The sequence below is a fragment of the Pseudomonas taiwanensis genome, assembly GCF_013393345.1.
GTDB lineage: Bacteria > Pseudomonadota > Gammaproteobacteria > Pseudomonadales > Pseudomonadaceae > Metapseudomonas > Metapseudomonas resinovorans_C.
This window is the reverse complement of record NZ_QJRF01000077.1, coordinates 125360-150021: the sequence shown is the minus strand read 5'-3', so window position 1 is coordinate 150021 and position 24662 is coordinate 125360. Positions and strand designations below refer to the sequence as shown.

Sequence of the window (24662 nt, the reverse complement as noted above, 5' to 3'; positions counted from 1 at the left end):
CCAGCGTTCATAGCGAGGCAGACCATGTACGACGTGATGAATGGAATACGGGTGATCGAAGTGGCCGAGCACACCTTCGTGCCGGCCGCCGGCATGGTGCTGGCCGACTGGGGCGCCGATGTGATCAAGGTGGAGCGCGCCCAGGGAGGTGACGCCGCGCGCCATATGAAGTTGCCGGGGGCCGATGGTGCTATCAATCCCTTCTTCGAAGCGGCCAACCGTGGCAAGCGCGGGATTGCCCTGGACCTGACGCAGGAGGCGGGCCGCGAGCAGTTGTACCGGCTGATCGAAGGCGCCGACGTGTTCCTCACCAACCTGCGAGCGGACGCCCGGCAGAAGCTGGGCATAGAGGCAGACGACCTCCTGTCGCGCAATCCCAGGCTGATCTATGCCCGTGGTACTGGCTACGGCCTTCGTGGAGCCCTGGCCAATGATGGCGGCTTCGATTACCCCTCGGCTTGGTGCCGTGCGGGCGCCGCCAATGGTCAGACGCTGCCCGGTGAAATGCCGCCACGTCAACCCGGCTCGATCGGCGACCTCACCGGCGGCGTCACATTGGCCGGCGCCATCGCTGCGGCGCTGTTCCGTCGTGAACGAACAGGGCAGGGCGCTGTAGTGGACAACTCTCTGTACATGGTGGGTACCTACCTGATGTCGCAATCCTTGCTGGCCATCAGTATCGGCGCACCGACCATCCCCGTGCAGGCCCAGGCGGACTGCGACTTTGCCTTGGCCAACAACTACCGGACCCGCGATGGGCGCTGGATCAGCCTGTGTCTGCTGATGGACAAGTGGTGGCCGGACTTCGTCGCCCACATCGAGCGTCCGGACCTTCTGCAAGATCCGCGCTTCGCGGATATCCAGGCGCGGCACGTGAATTCGCGGGCGCTGATCGCCGTCCTCAACCAGGTATTCGCCAGTCGCGATTACGCCGACTGGTGCGCTCGCCTGGCGACCCTGGAAGGCGTCTGGGCACCAGTTCAGAACCCGGCAGAAGTTCTGGCCGATGCCCAGGCGCTGGAGAATGGCTTCATCGCCCCAGTGGCGGACCGTTACATGACGGGCGTATCACCCGCTCAATTCGATGAACGGCCCGTGGGCGAACTCCGCATGGGGCCAGGATTCGGCCAGCACACGGATGAAGTGCTTCGCGAGATCGGGATAGGGGAGAGCAAGCTGATGGCGCTGCGCAAGCTAGGGGCGGTCAAGTAGCACGGCCCATCCCTGCCGGCTGCAAGCAATACGAAGCGGAGAGAAGCCCAACGAACGATAATCCAGGGGCGTTTGTTGGGCTTTGCGGCAACCCGGTTGCAGGACTACTTCCGAGATTTACCTGGTTTCCGAGACTTACCTGGTGCATAACCAGCAAGGAAGAACCGAACCAGTTCACGCAGGTGGGGTTCAACTTTCTCCTCGGGTATGACTACGCCCATCAGCCGTTCATGGGGCCGCCCGGTGAGGGTGGTGAAAATGATTGCGGCGTCCAGGGTGTCCCGAATGCGCACCACACCCTGATCGTTGAGCCACTGGAAGTAAGCGGTCAGAGGCCCCATGAAGCCCTTCATCACCTCGGCCCGGAAGGCCAGGATCAGTTCAGGAAAGCGATTGCTAATGAAGGCGCTCAACCGCGTCATGGACACCACCTTGGTGGTACTCAACTTCTCGTGGAACAGCAGCGCGAGGTCGTAGAGGGCATCCTCGACGGGCCGCGTATGGTCGAGAAAGCCCAGGTCCAGTTCGAAGTCCTTCGCCAGGTGGGAGAGGGTGGCCTCGAACAGCGCTTCCTTGCTCGGGTAGCGGCGGTACAGCGCCGGTTTGGTGGTGTTGCCCGCGGCGGCGATGCGTTCGATGTTGGCGTCGGTATAGCCATGTTCGAGGAACTCGGCTGCTGCGGCCTCTAGCAGGGCGACGTCGAGCTCCTTGCGGGGTCGCCCTCTGGTTTTGACGGACATGAAATGCCTTCTTCTTCTGAGAAATGTTACGTGGCGTACGACATTCTGCCAGCAAAGTACCACGGGTGCTCATCGCTCGGAGGCCCAGCGCAGCGCCGCGATGGTGCCACCGTCAATGAGCAGGTCGGTACCGGTGACGAAGCCCGCGGCGGGGCTCGCCAGCCACTCTACGCAAGCTGCGATGTCCTCTGGCGTGCCGATGCGGCCGACCGGGCAATCGCGTACCAATTGCGCAACTTGGGGTTGTTCGGCCACCTCCTGGCGGCCCTGGGCAGTGGAGATAATGCCGGGGCTGACAGAGACCAGTCGTCCGCCACGCCTGGCCCAGCGCAACGCCTCGACTTCGACTCGCAACTGGTTGCCTCGCTTGGCGACCATGTAGGCCTGGTTGGTGTCTTCCGAGCCTTCCCAGCTGGACGCCAACTCAGCAATGGACTGCGTGGGGGCGCTCGCCAGGGCCTGTTCCTGCTCCGGGGTCAGGCTGATGAACTGTCCGGCCATGCTGGCGATCACAACGCCCACAGAGCCAGGGGCAAGGAATGGCGTCAGCTGTTCCAGCAGACGTGCGGTGCCCTCCAGGTTGACCTGGTAGATAGTTCTTGCGCTGGCCTGGGTGGGAGACACTGCCGCCGTGTGCAGCAGTAGTCGCAGCGACGCGCCCAGGGACTCAATCCGGTCACCAAGGCGTTGTACCGCGTCGCTGGCCCCCAGGTCGAGTACGAGGCTCTCGACGCTGTAGCCGCCCTCAGCTAGTGCCTGTTCGGCCTCCTGCAGTCGCTCACTGGAGTTGTCCACCAGCAGCAGATGACGGCCCGTGCCTAGTCTACGGGCGCAGGCAAGGCCCATCGCGCCGAGGCCAGTGATGATCATCAATTCCTTGTTCATGTGTATTTTCCCCTGGATGTTTTATCGGACGATCCGGCTACCCGCACGAAGCAAGCGCTGCCTCGAGCGGGGCGATCCATGACGCGGCCCCTCAGGCCGGGCGCACCTCGAGAAAGTCGACGTTCGCCTCGCGAGGCAGGGTGATAGCCGATACCAATGCCCTAGCGACTGTCTGCGGCGCCATGCCTGCACCAACGAAGCGGCCATGTCCAGAAAGCTCGATCGCCTCGAGGAAGCGTTGGAGACGGCCCTCGGGCCAGGCGAGCACGCTGGTGTTGTCGCCGTTCATGTGCCCGGAGCGAAATACCGTGACCCGGATGTCGTCCGCCCGAAGCTCGTTGCGAAGTCCGGCGGACAGGGTTTCCAGTGCGCCTTTGGACGCGGCATAGGCAGCCAGTAGCGGGAAGGGAGCGCGTGCCGACTCCGATGAAACGTTGACGATGTCACCACCACCTCGCTGTCGCATCAGCGGGATCGCCTCGCGAATGCAGTAAGTCGGACCTAGCACGTTCACAGCGAAGGTGCTCTGCAACTCTTCGTCACTGGCCTCGTCCAGGGCGAACGCTCGGTAGACGGCGGCGTTGTTGACCAGGATGTCGACGCCGCCGAACGCCGCGACGATCTTGGCGAAGGCGTCCCTCACCTGTTGCGGGTCGGCAATGTCCGCCACTACTGGCAACACGTGTTGGCCCAGTTCGTCGGCGGCGCGCTGTAAGGTTGCGGCGGTACGTCCGAGAATGGCGACACGAGCGCCCTGTTCCAGCAACTGGGCGGTGACCTGGCGACCAAGGCCGAGCGCGCCGCCAGTGACCACGGCAACCTTGCCTTGGAGATTCGATGCAGTCATGGGTATGTCCTCTTGCTGTTATCCGGTATGGGTCAGGGGCGGCTGGTGGCGACGTTCCACTCGAGCTCAAGGCGTGGCATGGCCAGCACCATGCCAGGCTCCACTCTTAATGTTTGGCCGGGCTTGAGGCGGAACTCAGGAATGCGCTTGAGCCACTCTTCAAGGAATACGCGCACTTCCACGCGCGCCAGCATCGAGCCGATGCAGCGGTGCGCGCCGCTTCCGAAAGTGCCGTGGAACACCACCTTGCGCTCGAAGTCCACTGCCAGTGGCTCGTTGAACAAGCGATCGTCGACGCTGTGGGCGGAGGTCTGCATCAGTACCAGGTCGCCCTCGCGGAAACCGATGCCCTTGTATTCGTGATCCCGGGTTACCACGCGCACCAGAGTGGAAATCGGGAAACGCCGCATCAATTCCTCTGCTGCAGCGGGAATCCGCTCGGGGTGCTCGATCAGCTCGCGGCGCGCCTCGGGATTGGAGGCCAGATGGCGGACGATGAAGCTGAGCATGGCGGCCACAGTGTCCAGTCCGCCCAGCAACAGCAGGAAGAACATCCCTACTAGCTCTTCGTCATCCAGGAGCTTGCCGTCCACCTGGGCCTGGGTCAGTACCGAGAGCAGATCGCTGCCTGGTTCGGCTCGACGCTCTTGCAGTTTGCCGAAGGCGTACTGCATCAGCTGGTTGCCGGCTTCCAGGCTGCCCACCTGGGTAGGCCGAATCATTTCATCCACCCACTCCAGCAACTGCTCACGATCTGCCGCAGGCAGCGCGACCATGTCCATGAAAATGCCGATTGGCAGGCGGCGCGCGAATTCCGAGACGAACTCGCACTGGCCACGGGCGCGAAATCCCTCGATCAGTTCGATGGTTAGTGCCCGCGCTTTTTCGCCCAGAGGCACGACCGCCTTGGGGGAGAAGGCTGGAGTAAGCAGGTTGCGGTAGCGGGTATGGTCTGGCGGGTCCAGTTGGATCGGCTTGCTGACAATGGGCATGAGCCGCTCGCGCGGCACCACGTTGATGCGCGAAGAATAGGTCTCGGGGGTCTTCAGGACGTGATCGAAGTCTTCGCCCCGGGTCACTACCCAGTGGCCGCCATTGTGCCGGGTCCAAAATATGTCGGGCGTACCTGCGGCCTGCAGTTTGGTGAACCAAGTCTGATAGTCGTCCGTGCCCTCGATAGGCTCATAGAGGTCGAAGTGGCGAACCAGGTCGGCGGGTACGTGGCTGGGAAGTTCGCTGAGTGGAGCGATCATAGTGGGTCCCTCATGTTGTTGTTGTGAAGGGTAAGACTTCGTGATTTGCCGGCGTAACTAACTGTTGGTCGCCTTTCCATCCTGCGGGTGAGAGTTGGCTTGATTGTCAGCTTGGAAAACTGGCGAACACTTAGTTATATTACTCGTGAGGAACGAAAAACAACAACCCTAAGAGGATTTCCCCATGCCGACAATCACGTTCATCCAACACGACGGCACCGAGCACCGAATCGAGGCGGAAACTGGCCAGTCATTGATGCAGGCGGCCCTGGCCAACCTGGTACCGGGAATCCTTGGCGACTGCGGCGGCAGCTGCTCCTGCGCCACCTGCCACTGCTATGTCGAGGGCGCCTGGGCGGAAGCCCTGCCGGAGCCCGTCGAGGAGGAACGGTTGATGCTGGATTGCGCCTTGCACGTACTGCCGAGCAGCCGGCTGGCTTGCCAAGTAGTGTTGAGCGAGGCGATGGATGGACTGGTGGTGAAGCTGCCGGTATCTCAGCTCTAATGGCTGTGAGGGGCTACCAGGGCAGGAGGGTCGCAGGTCGGCAAGCGGGGTCCGACCTGCGCGAAGTTGTCACTTCGGTGCGTGGTAAAGGTCCCAGGCCCCAGACACCGGCGAACGTGTCCAGCCACTGGAGGCGATGGCGCCGCCGTCCACCGGCAGGGTCAGGCCGGTGACGAATGTCGCCAGGTTGGACACTAGGAAGATCACCACTCCCGCCAATTCATCTGTAGTGCCGACACGCCCCATAGGAATGTACCGGTCGCGAGCGGCGCGCCCGGCTTCGCCTGCCGCTTCGAAGTAGGGCGCATGCCCAGGCGTGAGGATCATGTCCGGAGCCAGGGCATGCACGCGGATATTGTGCTCGGCCAGTTCCAGCGCCATGGAACGGGTGAAACTGATCATCCCTGCCTTGCAGGCCGCATAAACGGCGAAGCCCGGCGCTGCCCGAAGCCCCTCGCTGCTGGCAATGTTGATGATGGTGCCGCCGCGGCCGAAGCCGACCATGGCCCTGGCCGCTGCCTGAGTCGCAGCGAGGGTGCTGATCAGATTGAAGTCGATGTGCTTGCGCCAGCTCTTTTCGGTCTGTTCCAGAAAGGGCCTTCTGCGCACGCCGCCCGCATTGTTCACGAGAATGTCGAGCCGCCCAAAGTGCCGTGCCGCCTCCTCGACAGCCGCATTGATCTGCTCGGTATGGTTGACATCGGTCTGCAAGAACAGCGCGTCCCCGCCCTGTTCTCGAATCTCTGCCACCAGGCGTTCGCCGCCTTCCACGTCGATATCGGCGATGGCCACCAAAGCGCCAAAATTAGTCAGGTTGCGGGCGATACCCGCTCCTATTCCACCAGCGCCTCCAGTGATAAATGCCACCTTGCCATCGAGTTGAATATCCTTGGGTGTCATGGAATATCTCCCTCAGTTCAGGCGCGTAGCTCGACGCGGCCGTTATTGATCACGATAACGTCGCGCTCCACGGCCCGAACTCGGAAGGCCAGGGTGCGACCGTCGACCCAGATTTCGGTACGGAAGGTTTCGCCTGGATAGGTTGGCGCGGTGAACCGGCCGAAGATCGAGGCAATGCGGCTGCCGTCGAAATCGCACACCGCCTGCATGATGGCGCGCCCGGCGATGCCCCAGGTCGCCAGGCCATGCAGGATGGGGCGCTCGAAACCAGCCTTGCGTGCGACTTCCGGGTCGGCGTGCAGCGGGTTCCAGTCGCCGTTGAGCCGATAGAGCAGTGCCATGTTCGGCAGGCTCGCCAGGTCTACGCAGTGGTCCGCGGGCCGCTCCGGGACCGTCGGGGGTGGTGCGACGCTACGTTGCGGGCCGCCAAAGCCGCCGTCACCACGGGCGAGCATGGTCTGGGTGATTGTGCACAGGGGCTCGCCGGTGGCGCGCTCGAGGATGCGTCGCTCATAGGTGATCAGCGCACCCTTGTCGGCACCCTTGTCGATGATGTCCACCACTCGCGACTTTCCTATCACTTGTGCTTCGGCCGGTAGCGGTTTGTGCAGGGTCAAGCCCTGTTCCGCGTGGACGATGCGTACCCAGTCAAGACCAGTGTTCATGGTCCTGGGCCAGTAGCCGGGGTGAGCAAGGACCACGCCCATGGTGGGGACAGCGCGCAGCTCAGCCTCATAGACCAGGGGCAACTGCCTGGCGTCCAGCGGGTCGCTGGCATAACCCAGGCTCAGGGCATAGAGGATGCTGTCCTTGTGGGTATAGGTCTGCTGGGTGTCAGGGATCTGCAGGTCGAGGAGTTTTTCGTAGTCGATGGCCATCTTGGTCTTCCTGTGGTCTTCAAGGTTGCGTGGCGAGGAGCGCGCGCAGGGTGCTGATCAGGGTCAGGGGCTGGTCGAACATCAGGTGGTGATGGCCGGCTGGAATGGCGATGGGGCCGCGGGCCTGGGGCAGGGCCTGGACGATGCGCTCGGCACGCTGCCGGCTGACCACAACGCTGCGCTCGCCATAGAGGTAATCAACCGGGCGAGTCACACGGGCCAGCATTTGTCCGCCGTCGGTCTCGCGGGCGCCACCCGGTGGCAGGCCGATATCGAACTTCCAGCGCCAGCCTTCGCCATTTCGCCGCAAGGAATGACCGGCGACATGTTCCACCAGGCATGCCATCGCGTCCGCCTGGGCGGGTATCAGGCGGAAGCGCGCGGCGCCGCTGGCGAGGTCCGGGTACTCGTGGTCGCCGCGGACCTTGATTGGCTCGGGAGGCAGGTTCTCGCCCTCGAACAGTACATAACTGTCGACGATCACCAGGCGCTGGAACAGTTCGGGTCGCTCGCCGCACGCCCTCAGCAGGCGCGATCCACCATAGCTATGGCCGATCGCGATTACTGGTGAATGGCTGATGTGTTCTGCGATGGCGGCGATGTCACGCCCCAGGGTGGTGGCGTCGTACTGCGTGCGGTGGTCGCTGTCGCCCATGCCGGAGAGGTCCATGGCCACGACCCGGTACTCCTCAGCGAACCAGGGTGCGATGAAGTCCCACCAATGGGCATGGCCGCGAAAGCCATGGACGAACAGCAGGGTGGGCTTGTGCGTGTCCTCAAACCCCCAAGAAAGAAAGTGCAGGCGAGAGCCATTGGCGTCGATGAAGTGCGAACGACCTGGCTGCGCCAGCGCCCACTCGACCCATTCGGGGCGGGTTGCGGAAAGGGGCGGGATATTGCGGGATAACTCGCTCATGCAATGGCCTTGTCCGTCTTGGAAACTGAAAGCTAGACATCTGTCCTGTTCTCGGTGCGACTTGCACCGGCTCCGAGCATGGAGTAGCTTAGCTGGAAACTGATACTATGTTAGTTATGTGGATCGAGTCCAGAACAATGCGGCCCTCGAAAGGTCGCCAGCGGAGTAGGGCAATGGAGCAATTTCCTCGTGGCCGCGTGGCCATAGTCGGTGCAGCCACCTATGGCATGGGCGAGTCCCCCGGCATGCGTCCCTTGGACCTGGCCGCGCAGGCAGCGGTGCTGGCGCTGAAGGACGCCAACCTGGCGCTGGCCAATGTCGATGCGTTGTTCGTCTGCACCCCGGACGATGCGCTGTCCGGGCTGAGCGCCGCGGAATACCTGGGGATCACCCCACGATTCACCGAGAACAACCGCACCGGCGGCTCGGCGTTCCATTCCCACGTGATAACCGCCAGCCTGATGCTGGAGGCCGGCTACTGCGATACGGCACTTATCATCTATGGCAGCAACCAGCGCACGGCTTCCGGCGGCCTGGTGTCCATGCGCCTGCCGTCCCCCTATGAGAAGCCTTACAAGCCGCTGACCCCCTTGTCGTCATACGCCCTGGCCGCATCGCGCCATATGCACGAGTACGGCACCACCCGTGAGCAATTGGCGGAAGTAGCGGTGGCCGCGCGCAACTGGGCTCGGCTTAACCCCGAAGCCTTCGCCCGTGACGAGCTGACCATCGATGACTGCCTGAAGGCGCGGATGGTCTCTGACCCGCTCAGCGTCCGCGACTGCTGCCTGGTCACCGACGGCGCAGCCGCCATAGTGCTGACCCGCGCCGACCGCGCGCGCGACCTTCACGCCCAGCCCATCCATGTACTGGGAGCGGCTGCCGCCACCTGGTATTCGGGCGTCGACCAGTCCGGTGACCTTACCGTCACCGCCGCCCGCGAATCCGGCCAGCGCGCCTACGCCATTGCCGGCGTCGGGCCGCAGGACATCGACGTGGTGCAGCTCTACGACGCCTTCACCATCAACACCATTCTCTTCCTCGAGGACCTGGGCTTCTGCCCCAAAGGCGAGGGAGGGCGCTTCGTTTCCGGCGGCAACATAGGCCCGGGCGGCTCGCTGCCGGTCAACACCAACGGTGGCGGCCTGTCGTGCTGTCATCCAGGCATGTACGGGCTGTTCACCCTGGTCGAGTCGTGCCTGCAGCTACGCGGCCAGGCCGGCGATCGCCAGGTGGCGGACGCGCGTCTGGCTCTGGCCCACGCCAACGGCGGAACCCTGTCCAGCCAGGCGACCATGATCCTGGGCACAGCCGACTGCCTCTGATCACTCTTCATAACAAGAAGGCCGCCGGCCTGATTACCGGAGAATTCCACCCATGAACATCCCTGCCAGCCTGCCCGAGTCTCGCCATGTGCGAGTCGAGATCCGCGAGCGCATCGCCACCGTCACCCTTGACCGCCCACCGGTCAACGCGCTGGACTCGGTGGCTATTCGCGAGTTGACAGCCACCTTCAATGCGCTGGCGCGTTCCACCGAAGCCAGCGTGATCGTCTTCACCGCTCCCGGAGAGAAGATCTTCTGCGGCGGCATCGACCTCAACGATTCGGCGCGCCGACATGCTCGCCATTTGGTGGAAGACGACAGCAGCATCGATCTGCTCGACCCGGGCGCCGTGGTGCGCGAATGCTTCTGGGCCATCCTCGAGTGCCCGCTGCCGGTGATAGCCGCTGTCAATGGCAAGGCTATCGGTGCCGGGCTGGTCCTGGTGGCCAGCTGCGACATGATCGTGTGCTCGGAGAACGCCAGCTTCTCCGTGCCCGAGATCAAGGCCGGAGTATTGGGTGGCGCCCGTCATCTGCAGCGTCTGGTCGGGCCTTTCAAAACCCGGCGCATGTTCTTCACCGGGGAGACGGTGCCTGCCCAGGAGTTCTATCGTCTGGGCGCGGTGGAAGCCGTGGTGCCGCCGGCGCAGCTGATGGACGCTGCCATGGAGTTGGCCGCGCAGGTTGCCCGGAATAGCCCCATCGGACTGCGCCTGGGCAAGGAGTCTCTGAGCCGGGTGGAAGACCTGTCCCTGAAAGATGGCTACCGCATCGAGCAGGACTACACCGGCCGGGTGACGCGCTATAACGACTCCCAGGAAGCGCGCAAGGCCTACATTGAAAAGCGCGATCCGGACTGGTCCTGGTCCTGATCGTCGAGGCTGCTCCGGCAGCCGTAACTCACCCCCTGAACAGGCAGACAATAAAAATGAAGAGTTTTCAGGTCGAGTGGACGCGCGACGAGATCGAACGTGTGATTGCCAAGGTTGCCGATTGCCGCTTGCCATCGGCGCCCGCCGGAGCCGGTTGGTCCCTTGGCTGCGATGCTGACTTCCTCGCTGGGTTGCAGCGCTATTGGGTCGAGTCATTCGATTGGCAGGCCTGCATGGCGGTCCTCAACCGCTATCCGCAGTTCCAGGTGGAGATCGACGGCCAATTGGTGCATTTCGTCCATGTGAAAGGCGAGGCCGAGGGACGTCGGCCGCTGCTGCTGACTCACGGCTGGCCTGGCTCGCACTTCGAGTTTTGGCAGTCAATCGAGCCGCTGGCCTATCCCTCGCGCCATGGTGGCAAGGCCGAGGATGCGTACGACCTGGTGATTCCCAGCCTGCCGGGCTTCGGTTTCAGTGGCAAACCGGGCGGGGTCACGTCCCAGCGCCAGACCGCCGCGCTCTGGAACAAATTGATGACCGAAGTGCTTGGCTACCCCCGCTACCGCGCCCAGGGCGGCGACTGGGGCGCCATAGTGACCTCCTGGCTCGGGCTGGACCATGGGGCCCATGTCGAGGCCATCCACCTCAACATGCTCGGCTTCCGTTCCCTGGTACCGCCACGGGATGATGCCGAGAAAACCTGGCAGGCGCGGGCCGAAGGTGCCCAGCGCGGTTACAGTGGCTATGCCGCTGTACAGATGACCAAGCCGCAGTCCATTGCCTGGGCCGCTGCTGACAATCCCATGGGCCAGGCAGCCTGGATTCTGGAGCGTTTCCACGACTGGGCCGATCTGCGCAAGCGTCCCTTCGAAGCGGTATTCAGCCTGGACAGCCTGCTGACCAACATCCTGATCTATGTGATGTCCGGCAGTTTCACCAGCGCCGCCTGGTTCTATCCGGGAGTGGTGAAGGACGGCTTCACCCTGCTGCCCGAAGGCAAGCGCTGTGAGGTTCCGACCCATTTCCTCGAATGCACTGGGGATGCGCTGTCGCCAGCACCGCCCCGAAGCCGGGTGGAGCTGGTCTACAACCTGGCTGGCTGGAGCAGTCTGGGGGAGGGCGGGCATTTCGCCGCCATGGAAAGTCCGGCGGCTTTCGTCGAAGACCTGCGCCTTTGGGGCAGGGGCTGAATCGCCAGACAACCGATCGTCGCCACGCAGATTGACGCGGGATAGGTATAAGCATACAACTGACTACTAGTCATTTATTGAGTCAGTCCAGTATCCCGCCACGACTGACGAGCATCCGTTCTCATACAGGATGCATCACATGACAACAAGAGGAACAGTGGGATGAAAGTCCGCCAACCCGCCTTTGATTTTTCCAGCATCCGTCCACACTGGGCGCCTGTGCGCGAGTTTGCCCAAAGCTATAACGCCTTCTCGACGGTACCTGCCCATATCGAGCCTTACCTGGTCAAGGTGATGATGAAGGTCAAGGACGTGCTCGGCGAGGAGCACCAGGCCTTGCGCGAAAGCATCGAGATTTTCAACAAGCAGGAAGTGCAGCACTGCAAGCAGCACGTGGCTTTCAACAAGATGCTCTACAAATCCGGCTATGCCGGTATGCAGGATCTGGAGAAGCCCTATCGCGACGACTACGCCAACTTCCTCGCCAACAGGTCCCTGCGTTTCAATGTGGCCTATTGCGAAGGATTCGAGGCCATGGGTTCATCCGCCGGACAGGTGTTCTTCGAGGAGCTCGAGGAGTACCTGGAGGGGGCCGACCAGGAAGCAGTAGACCTGTGGAAATGGCACCTGGCCGAAGAGTTCGAGCATCGCGAGGTCTGCTTCCAGGCCTACAAGGCGCTCTATGGCAGCGGCCCGTTGGCGTACTTGTACCGGGTGTGGGCCTTCATTTTCGCGGTCAAGCATATCGGCACCCACACCGCCAGAGTGGCTGCGTACCTCAATGGTGTGGACCGTGAATCCATGACGCCTGAAGAGCGCGAGCGCTCCATCGAGCGGCAGAAGACCCTCAAGGCGAAAATCTCAAAGGCCAGTCGCAAGCGTCTGCTGAAAGTGCTGTCGCCCTTCTACAACCCCGGCAAGATGGTGCCTTCGCCCGGCATGGCGGCGCTGCTGGCGCGATTTGGCTGATTGAGTCATCGCAATGAAAGGGGGAGCCTTGGCTCCCCCTTTTTATTGGTGCCTTGGTTATGCCTGAACCGTAGTAATGGCTTCTACCTGATGGATCGCCTCTTCCAACTGATCGGCGTCCACCGCCGGAGCGAAACGGGCGGCACTGGGGCTGACCATCGATTTCTCCGCCAGCTCGCGAATCTCCGCGACGGTAGGTTGCTCCAGGCCGAAATCCGCCAGGCGAGTGGGCAGGCCAACCTCCCGGTAGAAGGAGCAGAGTTCGTGGATGAAGTGTTCACTGCGCTGCTCCATCACTAGCTGCACCAGCAAGCCGTAGGCAACGTGGTCGCCGTGCAGAGTGCCTCGGGCGCGTTCCAGATACGAGAAGCCGCGTGCCAGGGCGTGCGCCAGTGACAGGCCGCCATTTTCGAAGCTCAGGGTACTGAGCAGCACCGTGGCTTCTACCAAAGCTTCCAGATCATCGTTGACCTCCTTGCGCTCCACCGCTCGCACGGCACCGGCCGCATGCTGGCGGATAATCCGGTAGCAGGCGTCAGCGGCCATTAGGCCAGTCAGAGAAGCCGGGGTGCCGAGCAGGGTAGTGGCGCCGGCTGCGGCGCATGCCTCCGCCTCGAACTTCTTGGAGATGGCGTCACCTATACCGGCGCGCAGGAAGCGCACTGGAGCATTGGCGATCACCTGGGTATCTGCCAGCACCAGCTCAGGGTTGCGCGGCAGGTGCAGGATGTCCTGCATGATGTGGTGCTCATCGTAGACGGCAATGGCGGCGCTGGCGGGTCCATCATTGGACGCGATAGTGGGCACGCTGACGCTGCGTGCTCCAAGCTTGAGCGCTACGCCCTTCGCGGTATCCAGCGCCTTGCCGCCGCCCAGGCCGACGATCATGTCCGCGCCGAAATCACGGGCCCGCCCAGCCAGCTCAGCGATGGCGGTATGGGTGATTTCTCCCGGGAATACCTCCAGCGAGCTCGCCATTTCCGCCGTTTCGAAACTGGCCAGTACGCGCGCACCCAGCAGCCTGGCCATATCCGCGTCGGTGATCACGAAGGCATGACTGCCCAGTGGCCTGCAGTGCCGGCCGAGGTCGTCCAGCGCGCCGGCGCCCTGAACGTATCGAGAGGTTGCCGCAAAGATTCGCATTTGTTGGTTCCTGGCTAGAGTGGAATATCAGTCAGTTATTTTTTCTTGTTCCTCATTTACCCAACTACATCGCCATCTCCCGCCATTTCAGCAAGGTTGGCTAAAGGCTTGACTTTGAGATCGATACTTCGAGTTGCTTGCCAGCCCATGTGTAGTGCTATACATTCTACACAGAACTGACCAAATGTCAGCTTTACGAAAAAACCAACAGCCCGCATGACCTGGAGAGCGACGATGAATTTCGCTGACTACAAGACGATGACTTTCGAACGCCGTGGCCGCGTTCTCAACGTTACCTTCAACCAGCCCGAGAAACTGAACAGCTTCGCCGGGGAATCGCATACCGAACTGTCCTGGCTGTTCTATGACCTGGTTGAGGACAAGGAGAGCGACATCATCGTCCTCACCGGCGCTGGGCGCGCCTTCAGTGCAGGTGGTGATATCGAGTACATGCAGTGGCTGCATGACAACCCGGCCGAGTTCTACCGCTGCGTTCGCGAAGCCAAGCGCATCGTCAACGGCATGCTGGAGTGCGACAAGCCGATCATCTGCAAGGTCAATGGCGATGCCATCGGACTGGGTTCGACCGTTGCCGTGTTCAGCGACGTGATCTTCGCCGCCGACACCGCGCGCTTTGGTGACCCGCACAACAACGTCGCCCTGATCAGCGGCGACGGTGGCCAGATCATGTGGCCCTACCTGATGGGCTACGCCCGCGCCAAGCACTACCTGTTCACCGGCGAGAAGCTGAGCGCGGCCGAGGCCGAGCGTTTTGGCCTGATCAACAAGGCCATGCCGGCCGCGGAACTGAACGACTACGTCGACGCCTACGCCGACAAGCTGGCCGCCATGCCGGTGCAGTCGCTGCGCTGGAGCAAGACCACCATCAACGTGCCGCTGCGCCAGATGGCCGCCAGCATGATGGACGTGGGTATGGCCTACGAGAACATCTCCTCGCAGCACCCGGACCACCTGGAGGCCATCGCGGCCTTCCGCGAGAAGCGCAAGCCTGTGTTCAACAAGAAGTAAGTACTGATGGGCATTGCACAGGAGCGTGAGCAGGTGGAAGTACACGCCTGGTTTGCCTGGGCAATGCAGCGTCCGGGCCGTCCATGCTTTCTTGAGGTGGACGGTCGGCGCCTGCATTACCTGAGTTGGGGGGAGGAGAGACCGGAGCGGCCTGTGTTGTTGCTGGTGCACGGCATGCGTGGCCACGCCCATTGGTGGGACGCCATCGCACCTTACTTCAGCGAAGATTACCGAGTGGTCGCTCTGGACCTATCTGGAATGGGCGACAGCGACCATCGCCAGAGCTATCCAGAGCAATTCGGTGCCCTGGATATCATCGACCTGGTCGAAGGTGCCGGATTCGGCCCCGTGATCGGCGTCGGTCACAGCTACGGTGGTTCGCGGGTGTTGCGCGCCTGCGCCGATCGTCCCGATTTGTTCAAACGTCTGCTGGTGCTGGACTCGTACATCGTCTTGCCCGGTGCCGAGGTTCCCGTCGATACCGCCAATACCAGCAGCAAGCGCTATTACCCGGATCTGCCCAGCGCCTTGCAGAGATACCGGCTGATGCCAGAGCAACCGAATCCGGTACTACCGATCCTGGCCAATATTGCCCGCCACTCGCTGCGTGAAGAGCAGCAGGGCTGGTGCTGGAAGTTCGACCTCAATCTGCCGATTGGTCTTGCCCACGAGGAGCTTGGCGTCAGCCTGCTGCCCCGCGTGCAGCGTCCAGTGGATGTGATCTATGGCGAATGCAGCCCGGTGGTCAGCCGTAAGGACGCCCAGCAGGCCGTCGAGCTGTTGCCCCTTGGCCGCGGCCCGTTCGGCATACCCGGAACCTACCATCACATGATGATTGACCAGCCTCTCGCGGTGATTGCGATCTTGCGCGGACTGCTGGCTTCTGGAGCGGAACATGAGTGAATTGGTCCTGCAGGAAAGGCACGGCGCGGTTGCCGTCGTCACCCTGAACAACGAGAAGACCCGCAATGCGCTGTCGCGGGACATGCTGTTTGCTCTGGCCGAGTGCCTTGAGACCCTGAACGACGACGCGGAGGTGCGCGCGATCGTACTCAGGGGCGCGAATGGACATTTCTGCTCGGGTGGCGATGTATCCGGCATGTCCGCCGAGCGGCCACTGCCGGTAGGGCGCGGTCGTATGGTACTCGGGCATCGGGTGATCCGTGCCGTGGTCGAAGGCACCAAGCCCGTGGTGGCCATGGTGGAAGGCTACGCCGCAGGCGCAGGCTTCTCCCTTGCGACGGCGGCTGATTTCGTGGTGGCAGCTCCCAGCGCCAAGTTCGTGTCGTCCTTTGCCAAGGTGGGCTTGATTCCAGACCTCGGTCTGCTCTGGACGCTGCCGCAACGTGTAGGCCTGGCCCAGGCCAAGCGAATCTTCTACAGCGCACGGGTGGTGGCCTCGACTGAAGCGGCTCAGCTGGGAATAGTGGACGAACTCCTGGAGGAGGGCGCCGACCTGCTGGCGCGGAGTCTGGAGATCGCCGCGGAGTTCACCGCCAACGCTCCATTGTCCGTCGCCCTGGTGCGCTCGGCCCTTGCTCGTGGCGTTACTTGTCTCGGTGATGCGCTTGATTACGAGATGGACAATCAGGCTGCCCTGTACCTCACCCGTGACCACCGAGAGGCGGTGGATGCCTTCCTCAACAAACGTGCGCCCGAATTCGTCGGCCTGTAGGCCAAGGCAACCGTAAACCCTGGCAGTCCGACAAGGCCCCGGTTCAGACAACCGGGGCCTTCGCTTATCCGGAGTTCGGATTCCGAGCCTTGCGCCGCTCGATGCGCAGGAGCGCGGTAAATACAGTAGGGAGATAACAGATGACCTTGCGAGTGATCGTTTGCTACACCGGCGGTGTTGGTCGTGAACTGGTGCGTCAGTTGCTGCGCAACCCAAGCTTCGAGTTGGTGGGTGTGCTGGTACACAGCGAGGACAAGGATGGACGGGATGTCGGCGAGATAGTTGAGACCGGCCCGATCGGCCTCGCGGCTACGCGTGATATCGCCGCGCTTACGGCCTTGGGTGCCGATGTAATGTCCTGGCACGGTCTGAAGTGGGAGCCGGAGATCATCGCCCGATTTCTCCGAGCCGGGACGAGCGTCTATTCCGGCATAGGTGGTTGGTATCTGCCGAGCCAGCCGGAACACCGGATGCTGCAGGAGGCAGCAGAGCAGGGTGGTGCGGCCCTGGTCGCCGGCGGCAACATTCCCGGCCTGATCAGCGATGTGTTGCCGCTGTTCTGTTCGGGCTATTCCAGCAATATCCGCATGGTCAGGGCCATGCAGCGCAACTACATACCCCACTATCCGTCCGCGATACAGATGGGGCAGTACCTGGGTATCGGCCAACCCTTGCCCGAGGTGCCTTTCGACCCTGCGGCGGCTCCTGGGCAGATCGACCAACTGTGGATGTGGGGCATCGCGCAGTCCGCCGCCCTGGTGGCCCAGGGGCTGGGTGTGGTGATGGATGAACTGCGTCTGACCAACAAGGAGTTTGGCGCATCGAAAGCCGATATGGTCCTGCAACCCAGCGGGCTTGCCGTGGCCAGGGGGACTGCTGCCGGTGTGCGCTGGACCTTCACCGCCTTCGCCCAAGGCGCGCCGTTCTATGAACTGGTCAATGAGCAGACCACGCGCCTGGATATCGGTCCGGGCTGGCGTGACTCGGAGGAAACACTCAATTGGCGGGTGGTCATCGAGGGCTCACCGAGCATTCAGTGCGAACTCGGGTTGCTGGCCGACCCCGATGCACCGGATCACGTCGCCGCCCTGAATGCCGCACGAGCCCTGAACTTCCTGCCGCGCATCGCTGCTGCTGCTCCCGGCTGGCGCAGCGTACTGGATCTTCCTGCCCCTGTCGGCGGCCTGGGGCGTCCCGGCTCGTGACGACGCCGTCCCTGTAAACTGTCGGCCGTATTATCCTTGTGGCGCGCTCTGCGAGAGGAGGGGCTGGGTGAATCACCCTCCACAGCCACCTCTTGAGCAGCAATACCTCGCTGGGCTCAATGCAAGTTACCGCCAACGCCGATGCCGGATGTGACGATCAGTCAAGATTGATCAGCAGTGGCCAGGGCGAGTAGTCATGCTTGAACGGGGGCACCTGGTAAGTCTTCCCCGTCGAAGGAATGCTGCCCCGGTAGAAGGGGACGAAACGTCGGCTGACGAAATGCCAGCCGCCCGGGTGGCGTTCCAGAACGTCCTCGTACAGGCCAAAGCAGCAGGCCAGTTCATCCTTGTCCCTGAAACGCAGCAGTTCGGTGATGGTCCAACTGGCTCGTGCCTGATCGCCGTCCACATCGATCACCCCAGCGGTGGACGTCTGGCAGATGAACTGGATGGGGGAGAGGGTCGTGGTGAGAATCTTGGCGATGGCCTGGCGGCCGATGATGTCGGGAGCGTAGAACGCGGAAAGGATGCCGTTTTCGGCGTAGGTGGCGGCGGCTGCTCGGGCGTCGAGACGCATGATCGCGTGGCTGTAGGCGGCCGTCAGTTTCTGGATGTTCAATTCGTCGATAAGGCGCTGTTCACTGGCTGTCATGGGCTTGCCTCATGGGGATTCGGTGCTGGGCGGGCTGTCTTCCGGCGCGTCGGGACCGACTCGAACGGTTCAGGTTTTGCGCACGGGGCCTGGCAAGGGGTTGGCATGACGGTCCGCCCGCCAGGCGGGCAGGCCGTTGAGTGCGGGCGTGGCCCCCATCCGTGCACCGCGTTCGGCGAGCAGTTGCTGAAAATGGGCCATATCCTCGTCGGCGAAAAAGGCGCGGCCATCGCCGTTGTAGATGATTCCCAGCAATTGGGCGCCCTCCGGGCCAGCCACCCAGGGGCCGAAAGTGTCTCCGTATTGCAGGTAGATATGACTGCCCTTGGTGCACCGAACGTCGCCCACCGTTATTTCACCTTCCAGCACATACACCACATGGTCGCCGTGATGGCCGTGGCGGGGGGCCAGAGAGCCGGGCTCCCAGGTGTTGTAGAAACTGAAGTAGCGTGGAGACATTTCCAGAAAGCGTTCCCACACAGAGGCTACGCGGCCGTCGTCGTACTCGATGCGCAGCACTTCGTTAGCGGGTTTGTTATCGATATGGGTGATTTTGGGTCCGCCGAGCATGATCGATTCCTTATGTAGAGACAGGGTGGCGGAGGCCACCCTGCGGGGCTGTCTTACATGTCGTCTTCCATGACCTGGATCGGTCCGCGCGGGTAGCCGGTGGCTTCGTAGAATTGCTGGCACCAGTCGCGCAGGGCCCGATAGCCGGCCACGTCGCGCTTGGCGAAGATAGGTTGCTGGCGGAACTTCTGGTGGCGCCACATGCGGGCGTCTTCTTCGAACAACTCGTCCGTCTGTCGTGCCATCTCCCGCAGATGCTCGGGCATCACCTCGGGTGAGGCCGGGTCGCGAGGGAAGAAGTAGGTGACACGCAGGTCGGACGTCTCTTCGTCAATGGGCGTGCACGAGAGCACAAGCCGACGGCCAAGTAACTTGTGCTGGAAAATGCTGAAGGCCAGCCCCACGCCAGCGTTACGCGCGTGTAGGCGCATGGCGATTTCCTTGGTGTGCTTGTTGAGGAAGCCCATCTCCGAACGCCAGACAGGGGTGCTGGTGTCGAAGTTCAGCAGCAACGGGTCCTCAGGGGCGCCATGGGTAAAACGGAAGTGGGCGGTGTCGGCAGCATTCTCGGTAATCAACTGCGGGTGGATGCGCTCATTGGGCTTGAACACGATGGCGTCCGGATAGCAGGGGTAGAAATCTGCAGGATCGGCAGGGAGTTCCGGGTGGGCGAATACGTCTGGCAGCTCCCAGCCTTCCCGCGGCTTGCCGCCCAGGTTCGCAGGATCGTGCCAGAGGAACATCATGCCGTGGCTTTCCACGACGTGCCATTTGCGCATCTTCTTCGGAATCTTGCGCTCTTCGCCCGGAATCAGGGTGTTGGCGCCATCGCCATTCCATTCCCAGCCGTGGTAAGGGCAGGCGATGCAATTGCCCTTTACCTTGCCGCCGTAGCCCAGGTGGGCGCCCATGTGCGGACAGTGCGCGTCGAGCACGGAGAGCTCTCCGCTTTCGGTGCGGAAGGCCACCATGTCATGACCGAAGTATTTCAGGGGTTTGACACCACCGGGCGCGATTTCCGCGCTCCAGCCGATCTGGAACCAGCCGGTGGGTTTCATCGAGAGATTGAGCATTGCAGCGTCCTCATAGCTAATTTCTCCTCGATGCGATGCTGTCGAGGCTTGTTGGGGATCGTAGTTGGGCCGATGGTCAGCAGGCAGGGTCCGATTTCGGCACGACGTCAGGCTGGCAGGCAGAGCTGGCGGACCCGAGGTCTGGATAGCGGCCCATGCATAGGAGGGTCAGCGGGCCTATGGTGAACACCACGGTGCAGATCCAGAGCATTGGCTCGTAGGAGTTCGTGGCGTCGTACAGTTCGCCGAAGGCGTAAGGGGCGAAGCAGCCACCTCCCGCCAGCAGCGCCATAAGCAGGCCGAACAGGCGCGGGTAGTCGCGCAGGCCGAAGTAGCGAGCGACGAGAAAGGCGGCGACGTCGATTTCGGCCCCCACGCCTATTCCCACCAGCATGGTTGCAACGGCCATGGCGGCTATCGAGGGTTCGGCGAACAGGAATATCAGGCAACCCAGCGCCGGCATGGCCAGTGTGATGCAGGCCACGCCGGGTGCCCACCAGCGGTCCATGAGAAAACCCACCAGCAGGCGGCCAAGGATCAATGCCACGCCATAGGTGCCGAAGATGCGGCTGGCAGTGGAAGAGGACAGGCCCTTGTCCTGCAGCATCGGCATGATGCTTATGAGCATCGCCCAGATGCCGAGAATCACCAGCACCAGTGACAGCGCCAGGAACCAGAATGCCGGCGTGCATATCCCGACGGTAAAGCTGACACCGCTACGCTCGCCTTCGGTGACTATCCCGGCGGCTTGTTGCGGGCCCTGATCATGCAGCCAGCGCAGGGCCAATGGCAGGGCAAGCAGTAGAGGTGGGAGCGCAAGCGCCACGAAGCCGGCCTGCCATCCCCAGTTCTGGACGGCCCAGGTGACGATCGCCGGCAGGAAGGTGGCGGCCATGCCTGAGCCGGTCAGGGTTATGGCAAGGGCCGCGCCACGACTCTGCACGAACCACAGGGTGATCAATTGCGTCCAGGTAACGTGCAGGGTGCCGACGCCGGCCAGGGTAATCAATGCGCAGCCAGCGTAAAGCATGGGCAGCGAGTCGATGCGGGTCAGCAACAGGTAAAAGGCAGCGAGCGCGACAAGCGACGCAAGGGTGATGCGCCGCAGGCCGAAGCAGGCGCTCAACCAGCCGGCAAGCTGCATGGTCACTACCGAGCCGATGGCGTAGAAGGTCATTGCAGACTGAATGTCACCGCGGCTCCAACCAAAGGTTTCCTGCAGCGGCAGCACCATGGCGCCGAAGGCGTACATGACCGTCACGCTGGCCGAGGTGGCCAAACCCACTAAACCTAGAAGAACGATATGCCAACCACGGCGGAATTCGCCGATGCTGATCGAAGTTACACGAGTGTGCATGTGTTCGTTCCTTTTTTATTCTTATAGATATTTGAATTCAGCTCCGGTCAGCGCGGATTTACATAGCCGAGGAGGACGACTGAACCTACGGTTGGAACTTAATTTCCGACTGAATCATGTGTCAAGAAAATACAGATGGAAGAATTGTGTATTGCATTAGTGGGGGCTAATGCGATTCGAGAATGTATCCGTTGATGTGTTTCTATGTGAATGATTTTATTGTGAAAAATTAAACATTAGTCATGACTAATTAGATGGATTTGACATTTAATTCATAGTGAAATTTACTCGCTTCTCGTTGCCCGCGTGTGGATTAAAGGGCTACTCCAATAAATATAAAAAAGGAGGCAATTGTGGTCGCATCTTCATATGTGCGTTCGCGTCTATTTATTTTTCCCAGCTGTTTGTCCGCTATTTGTCTTGGCATTGCCCCGGTGCAGGCCATGACATTCGATCTGGGAAATCCGGACTTTCGCCTCGACTGGGACACCACGGTGAAGTACACGGGCGGTGTCCGGCTGCATGAGCGTGATCACCGTCTGGCCGACTCGCCCAACCGCGACGAAGGCGACTACCGGGTGGACCGTGGAGACATGATCATGAACCGCGCCGACGTTCTTACCCAGATCGATCTCACCTATCAGCAGATCCACGGCGTGCGCCTGAGCGCCGCCGGGTGGTATGACTTTGGCTTCGACCGCAATGTCGAACAGAATCCGGAGCTGCGTAGCCAGGGTTGGCAGAGCAGCTACGAGAACGACCGCTATTCCGGCCTCGTCCAACGCTACTACAAGGGGCCGTCGGGGGAGATTCTCGACGCTTTCGCGTTCGGCTCGATGGAGGTCGGCGACACGCCGGTCAACTTGCGTTTCGGCCAGCACACGGTGTACTGGGGTACCTCGGTGTACGACCACTACTCCAACAGCATCGCCTATGGCCAGTCGCCGCTTGATGCACGAAAGTCGGCGATGGTGCCCGGCTCCACCGCCCAGGAAGTGTTTCTACCGGTGCCCCAGTTTTCGCTGCAGAGCCAGGTGACCCCCGAGCTATCCCTCGCCGGCGTGTACCAGTTGGACTGGAAGCCAACGCGCTTCTCCGAAGGCGGCACCTACTTTGCCGGTACCGATTATTTGTTCGCCGGCCCGGACCGGCGCCCGCTATCCCCGGGGGTGAGCATTCCGCGCCTCGATCCTCTGGAGCCGGACCACAAGTACGGCAGCTTCGGACTAAGTGCCTCGTGGACGCCGGAGTTCCTCGATGGCGAGCTGGCAGCCTATTACCGGCGTTTCGACGACCCCATGCCCTGGCTAGCGCCGCAGTCGGTCAAAGGCGGCTACCGCCTGGTGTATCCGGAGGACATCGACCTCTTCGGTCTTTCCCTGAACAGGTCCCTGGGCGACGCCAGTCTCGGCGTGGAGCTGTCGATGCGTCATGATGCGCCGCTCAACGCCCTGGGCGTGAGCATTGCGGACAATGAGGGGCCGCGCGGCGATACCCTGCACATGTTGGTCAACATGATCGGCGCACTGCCCAAGACTTCACTCTACAGTTCAGGCACATGGACCGCCGAGCTGTCGTACTCGCGCCTGCTCGATGTGACCGCTCACGAGGAGCTGTATCGCGGCGAGGACGATGGGTGTGCGCCCCTCGGCCTGGATGCCGACGATGGCTGCTCGACCCGGGACTTCGTCGGCGCCACCCTGCAGGTCACCCCGCAATGGCTGCAGGTGCTGCCGGGGGTGAACCTCGCCTTGCCGACCAATGTCCGCTACGGCATACATGGCAACGGTGCCACCTCCGCCAGCGGCCAGGAGGACACCTACACCCTGTCCATCGGCTTGCAGGCCGACATCCACGAAAGAGTCACCACCGCGCTCACGTACGTGACTACCTACGCGCCATACAGCCGGGTCACCAACGGTGTGGCCACCAGCGGCCGCGACGGCTTTAGCACTCGCGACCGAGACTGGATCGCTTTCTCCATTCAGACCAGCTTCTGACCGCCAGGCCCGTCAATGCGCCGGCCGGCCCTCGGCCGGCGCGGATTCCGAGGACATGACCATGACAAAAAGAATTAGCCTTGCCCTTTCCCTGATGGTGGCGGCCCAGTCCAGCTGGGCTGCAGTCAATGTCGAGGAGGCCAAGCAGTTGGGCACCACCCTTACTCGCTTCGGCGCCGTACAGGCGGCGAATGCCGCCGGCACGATTCCCGCCTACGATCCGGGGGCCGCACGAATCACTCCGCCTGCGGACTACAAGCCTGGCAGCGGCGTACGACCCAATCCGTTCCCCGAGGACCGGCCGACGCTGGTGATCACCGCCAGGAACATGGACCAGTACGCCGATCAGCTCAGCGAAGGCACCAAGACCATGCTCAAGCGATGGCCGACCTTTGCCGTCAAGGTGTATCCGACTCGACGCACCGCCTGGTACCCGGAATGGGTACTGGAGCGCACCCTGGCCAATGCCACTTCGGCACAGATGGTCGGTGAGAGCGATGGTGTCAGCGGCGCCCAGGGCGGTGTCCCGTTCCCCATTCCGAAGACTGCCGCTGAGGTGTTGTGGAACCACAACCTTTCATGGACACCGGAAGCCTACTTTCGCCACTCGCCGGGCTACCTGGTCGACACCTCAGGCAGCCGCATCGAGCTGACCACCCAGGACAACTATTACGAGTCCCCCTACTACAAACCTAATCAGCAGGCATCCTTCAGCGGCCCCTACATGAAGCTGTTCGTGCAAACCCGGTCTCCAGCACAGAGCAACGGCCGGCGCACCCTGATCCATTACTCGACCAATTATGCCGAGCAAGAGCAAAAGACTTGGATCTATACCCCTGGTCAGCGTCGAGTTCGGCTGGCACCCGACTTCAAGTACGACACCGCGGTTTCTACCTTCGGTGGCGCCATCTTCTACGACGAGGTGCTCCTGTACTCCGGGCGTCCGGACAAGTTCAACTGGAAGCTGGTCGGCCAAAAAGAGATGTTCGTACCAGCCAACAATTACGACTACTACGCGGCCAAGCCTGAACAGGTCCTGGGACCACAACACCTCAATCCTGATCTGGTGCGCTGGGAGTTGCAGCGTGTGTGGCAGATTGAAGGCACCCGCAAGGCCGGTGAACGACATGTCTACGACAAGCGCGTGTTCTATTACGACGGTGACACCTGGAAGCTGGTGCTGACCGACAACTGGGATTACTCCGGCACCCTAGCGCGTACCGGCCAGAACATCTGCGTGCAGGCCTACGATGCAGTGGAGCCGCAGTTCGCTTCCTGCGCCTCACAGGTGTATGACCTGCGTAAAGGCGCATACTCCAACGACAACGTCAGCTCGAAAATCATGGTGACGGCCGTACGCCCACCGCAAACCACTCAGCCGGCAACCCTGGCCGGACAGGGCGTGCGTTGACCATTGTCGCTTTGGCATTCACAACCCTTATCGCCGACCCACTGAACGGATGGCCT

Annotated in this window: 24 protein-coding genes; 12 read left to right on the top strand and 12 right to left on the bottom strand. The window is 62.0% G+C overall.

Annotated elements, in window-relative coordinates; translation table 11 throughout:
* Positions 1-24: 24 nt before the first annotated feature.
* A complete protein-coding gene (locus DM872_RS29275; protein ID WP_179062664.1) occupies positions 25-1212 on the top strand; it encodes a CaiB/BaiF CoA transferase family protein in 1188 nt (395 codons plus the stop codon).
* Between the two features lie 104 nt (positions 1213-1316).
* Here DM872_RS29275 and DM872_RS29270 read toward each other — a convergent pair whose 3' ends face one another.
* The 4 genes from DM872_RS29270 to DM872_RS29255 all read right to left on the bottom strand — a co-directional run bounded on the left by DM872_RS29270 (position 1317) and on the right by DM872_RS29255 (position 4937).
* On the bottom strand, positions 1317-1952 hold the full coding sequence (locus DM872_RS29270; RefSeq protein WP_179062663.1) for a TetR/AcrR family transcriptional regulator: 636 nt from the start codon (positions 1950-1952) through the stop codon (positions 1317-1319).
* Between the two features lie 69 nt (positions 1953-2021).
* The gene (locus DM872_RS29265; RefSeq protein ID WP_179062662.1) at positions 2022-2837 is read right to left on the bottom strand and encodes an SDR family oxidoreductase; all 816 of its coding nucleotides are present in this window, start codon (positions 2835-2837) and stop codon (positions 2022-2024) included.
* 91 nt (positions 2838-2928) lie between these two features.
* Complete coding sequence (locus DM872_RS29260) at positions 2929-3684, bottom strand: SDR family oxidoreductase (protein WP_179062661.1); 756 nt, start codon at positions 3682-3684, stop codon at positions 2929-2931.
* 32 nt (positions 3685-3716) lie between these two features.
* On the bottom strand, positions 3717-4937 hold the full coding sequence (locus DM872_RS29255) for a cytochrome P450 (RefSeq protein ID WP_179062660.1): 1221 nt from the start codon (positions 4935-4937) through the stop codon (positions 3717-3719).
* 184 nt (positions 4938-5121) lie between these two features.
* On the opposite strand from DM872_RS29255, the gene DM872_RS29250 reads away from it, so the two are divergent.
* Positions 5122-5442, top strand: coding sequence for a 2Fe-2S iron-sulfur cluster-binding protein (locus DM872_RS29250; protein WP_179062659.1), 321 nt, complete (start codon positions 5122-5124; stop codon positions 5440-5442).
* 69 nt (positions 5443-5511) lie between these two features.
* Here DM872_RS29250 and DM872_RS29245 read toward each other — a convergent pair whose 3' ends face one another.
* From DM872_RS29245 to DM872_RS29235, 3 genes are read right to left on the bottom strand one after another with little or no spacing between them, the layout of a single operon-like run.
* A complete protein-coding gene (locus tag DM872_RS29245) occupies positions 5512-6342 on the bottom strand; it encodes an SDR family NAD(P)-dependent oxidoreductase (RefSeq protein WP_179062658.1) in 831 nt (276 codons plus the stop codon).
* A 17-nt stretch (positions 6343-6359) separates the two neighbouring features.
* Complete coding sequence (locus DM872_RS29240; RefSeq protein WP_179062657.1) at positions 6360-7220, bottom strand: MaoC/PaaZ C-terminal domain-containing protein; 861 nt, start codon at positions 7218-7220, stop codon at positions 6360-6362.
* 19 nt (positions 7221-7239) lie between these two features.
* Positions 7240-8136 (bottom strand): alpha/beta fold hydrolase, encoded by an 897-nt coding sequence (locus DM872_RS29235; protein WP_179062656.1) that lies wholly within the window; start codon positions 8134-8136, stop codon positions 7240-7242.
* A 173-nt stretch (positions 8137-8309) separates the two neighbouring features.
* Between DM872_RS29235 and DM872_RS29230 the strand changes: the two genes are divergently transcribed.
* The 4 genes from DM872_RS29230 (at position 8310) to DM872_RS29215 (ending at position 12491) form a co-directional block, all read left to right on the top strand.
* Positions 8310-9461 carry a thiolase gene (locus DM872_RS29230; protein ID WP_179062655.1) on the top strand — a complete coding sequence of 384 codons (1152 nt, stop codon included), beginning with the start codon at positions 8310-8312 and terminating at the stop codon, positions 9459-9461.
* Between the two features lie 52 nt (positions 9462-9513).
* On the top strand, positions 9514-10332 hold the full coding sequence (locus tag DM872_RS29225) for an enoyl-CoA hydratase-related protein (RefSeq protein ID WP_077523195.1): 819 nt from the start codon (positions 9514-9516) through the stop codon (positions 10330-10332).
* A 56-nt stretch (positions 10333-10388) separates the two neighbouring features.
* A complete protein-coding gene (locus tag DM872_RS29220) occupies positions 10389-11522 on the top strand; it encodes an epoxide hydrolase family protein (protein WP_179062654.1) in 1134 nt (377 codons plus the stop codon).
* 162 nt (positions 11523-11684) lie between these two features.
* Positions 11685-12491 (top strand): metal-dependent hydrolase, encoded by an 807-nt coding sequence (locus DM872_RS29215; RefSeq protein ID WP_077523191.1) that lies wholly within the window; start codon positions 11685-11687, stop codon positions 12489-12491.
* Between the two features lie 57 nt (positions 12492-12548).
* Here the strand turns inward: DM872_RS29215 and DM872_RS29210 are convergent, their stop codons facing one another.
* Positions 12549-13634: a glycerol dehydrogenase gene (locus DM872_RS29210; protein ID WP_077523189.1), complete on the bottom strand. Its 1086-nt coding sequence runs from the start codon at positions 13632-13634 to the stop codon at positions 12549-12551.
* 234 nt (positions 13635-13868) lie between these two features.
* On the opposite strand from DM872_RS29210, the gene DM872_RS29205 reads away from it, so the two are divergent.
* From DM872_RS29205 to DM872_RS29190, 4 genes are all read left to right on the top strand, one after another.
* Positions 13869-14663, top strand: a complete 795-nt coding sequence (locus tag DM872_RS29205; protein WP_077523187.1) for an enoyl-CoA hydratase/isomerase family protein — start codon at positions 13869-13871, stop codon at positions 14661-14663.
* Between the two features lie 6 nt (positions 14664-14669).
* Positions 14670-15566, top strand: a complete 897-nt coding sequence (locus tag DM872_RS29200; RefSeq protein ID WP_077523184.1) for an alpha/beta fold hydrolase — start codon at positions 14670-14672, stop codon at positions 15564-15566.
* Positions 15559-16338, top strand: a complete 780-nt coding sequence (locus DM872_RS29195) for an enoyl-CoA hydratase/isomerase family protein (protein ID WP_077523182.1) — start codon at positions 15559-15561, stop codon at positions 16336-16338. Before DM872_RS29200 ends, DM872_RS29195 begins: the two co-directional genes overlap by 8 nt.
* A gap of 140 nt (positions 16339-16478) precedes the next feature.
* Positions 16479-17543: a dihydrodipicolinate reductase gene (locus tag DM872_RS29190; RefSeq protein WP_077523180.1), complete on the top strand. Its 1065-nt coding sequence runs from the start codon at positions 16479-16481 to the stop codon at positions 17541-17543.
* Positions 17544-17700: 157 nt separating this feature from the next.
* Here DM872_RS29190 and DM872_RS29185 read toward each other — a convergent pair whose 3' ends face one another.
* From DM872_RS29185 to DM872_RS29170, 4 genes are all read right to left on the bottom strand, one after another.
* Positions 17701-18195, bottom strand: a complete 495-nt coding sequence (locus DM872_RS29185) for a nuclear transport factor 2 family protein (RefSeq protein ID WP_077523178.1) — start codon at positions 18193-18195, stop codon at positions 17701-17703.
* A gap of 69 nt (positions 18196-18264) precedes the next feature.
* The gene (locus DM872_RS29180) at positions 18265-18765 is read right to left on the bottom strand and encodes a hypothetical protein (protein ID WP_077523176.1); all 501 of its coding nucleotides are present in this window, start codon (positions 18763-18765) and stop codon (positions 18265-18267) included.
* A gap of 53 nt (positions 18766-18818) precedes the next feature.
* Positions 18819-19838, bottom strand: coding sequence for a Rieske 2Fe-2S domain-containing protein (locus DM872_RS29175; protein ID WP_077523174.1), 1020 nt, complete (start codon positions 19836-19838; stop codon positions 18819-18821).
* A gap of 76 nt (positions 19839-19914) precedes the next feature.
* Entirely contained in the window at positions 19915-21195 is a 1281-nt protein-coding gene (locus DM872_RS29170) for an MFS transporter (protein ID WP_077523172.1), read from the bottom strand.
* Between the two features lie 353 nt (positions 21196-21548).
* Here DM872_RS29170 and DM872_RS29165 point away from each other — a divergent pair, with 353 nt between their 5' ends.
* Together DM872_RS29165 and DM872_RS29160 are read left to right on the top strand one after the other, a co-directional pair.
* Complete coding sequence (locus tag DM872_RS29165; RefSeq protein WP_371579079.1) at positions 21549-23195, top strand: DUF1302 domain-containing protein; 1647 nt, start codon at positions 21549-21551, stop codon at positions 23193-23195.
* A 61-nt stretch (positions 23196-23256) separates the two neighbouring features.
* Complete coding sequence (locus DM872_RS29160) at positions 23257-24606, top strand: DUF1329 domain-containing protein (protein ID WP_158713770.1); 1350 nt, start codon at positions 23257-23259, stop codon at positions 24604-24606.
* The last annotated feature ends 56 nt before the right edge of the window (positions 24607-24662 follow it).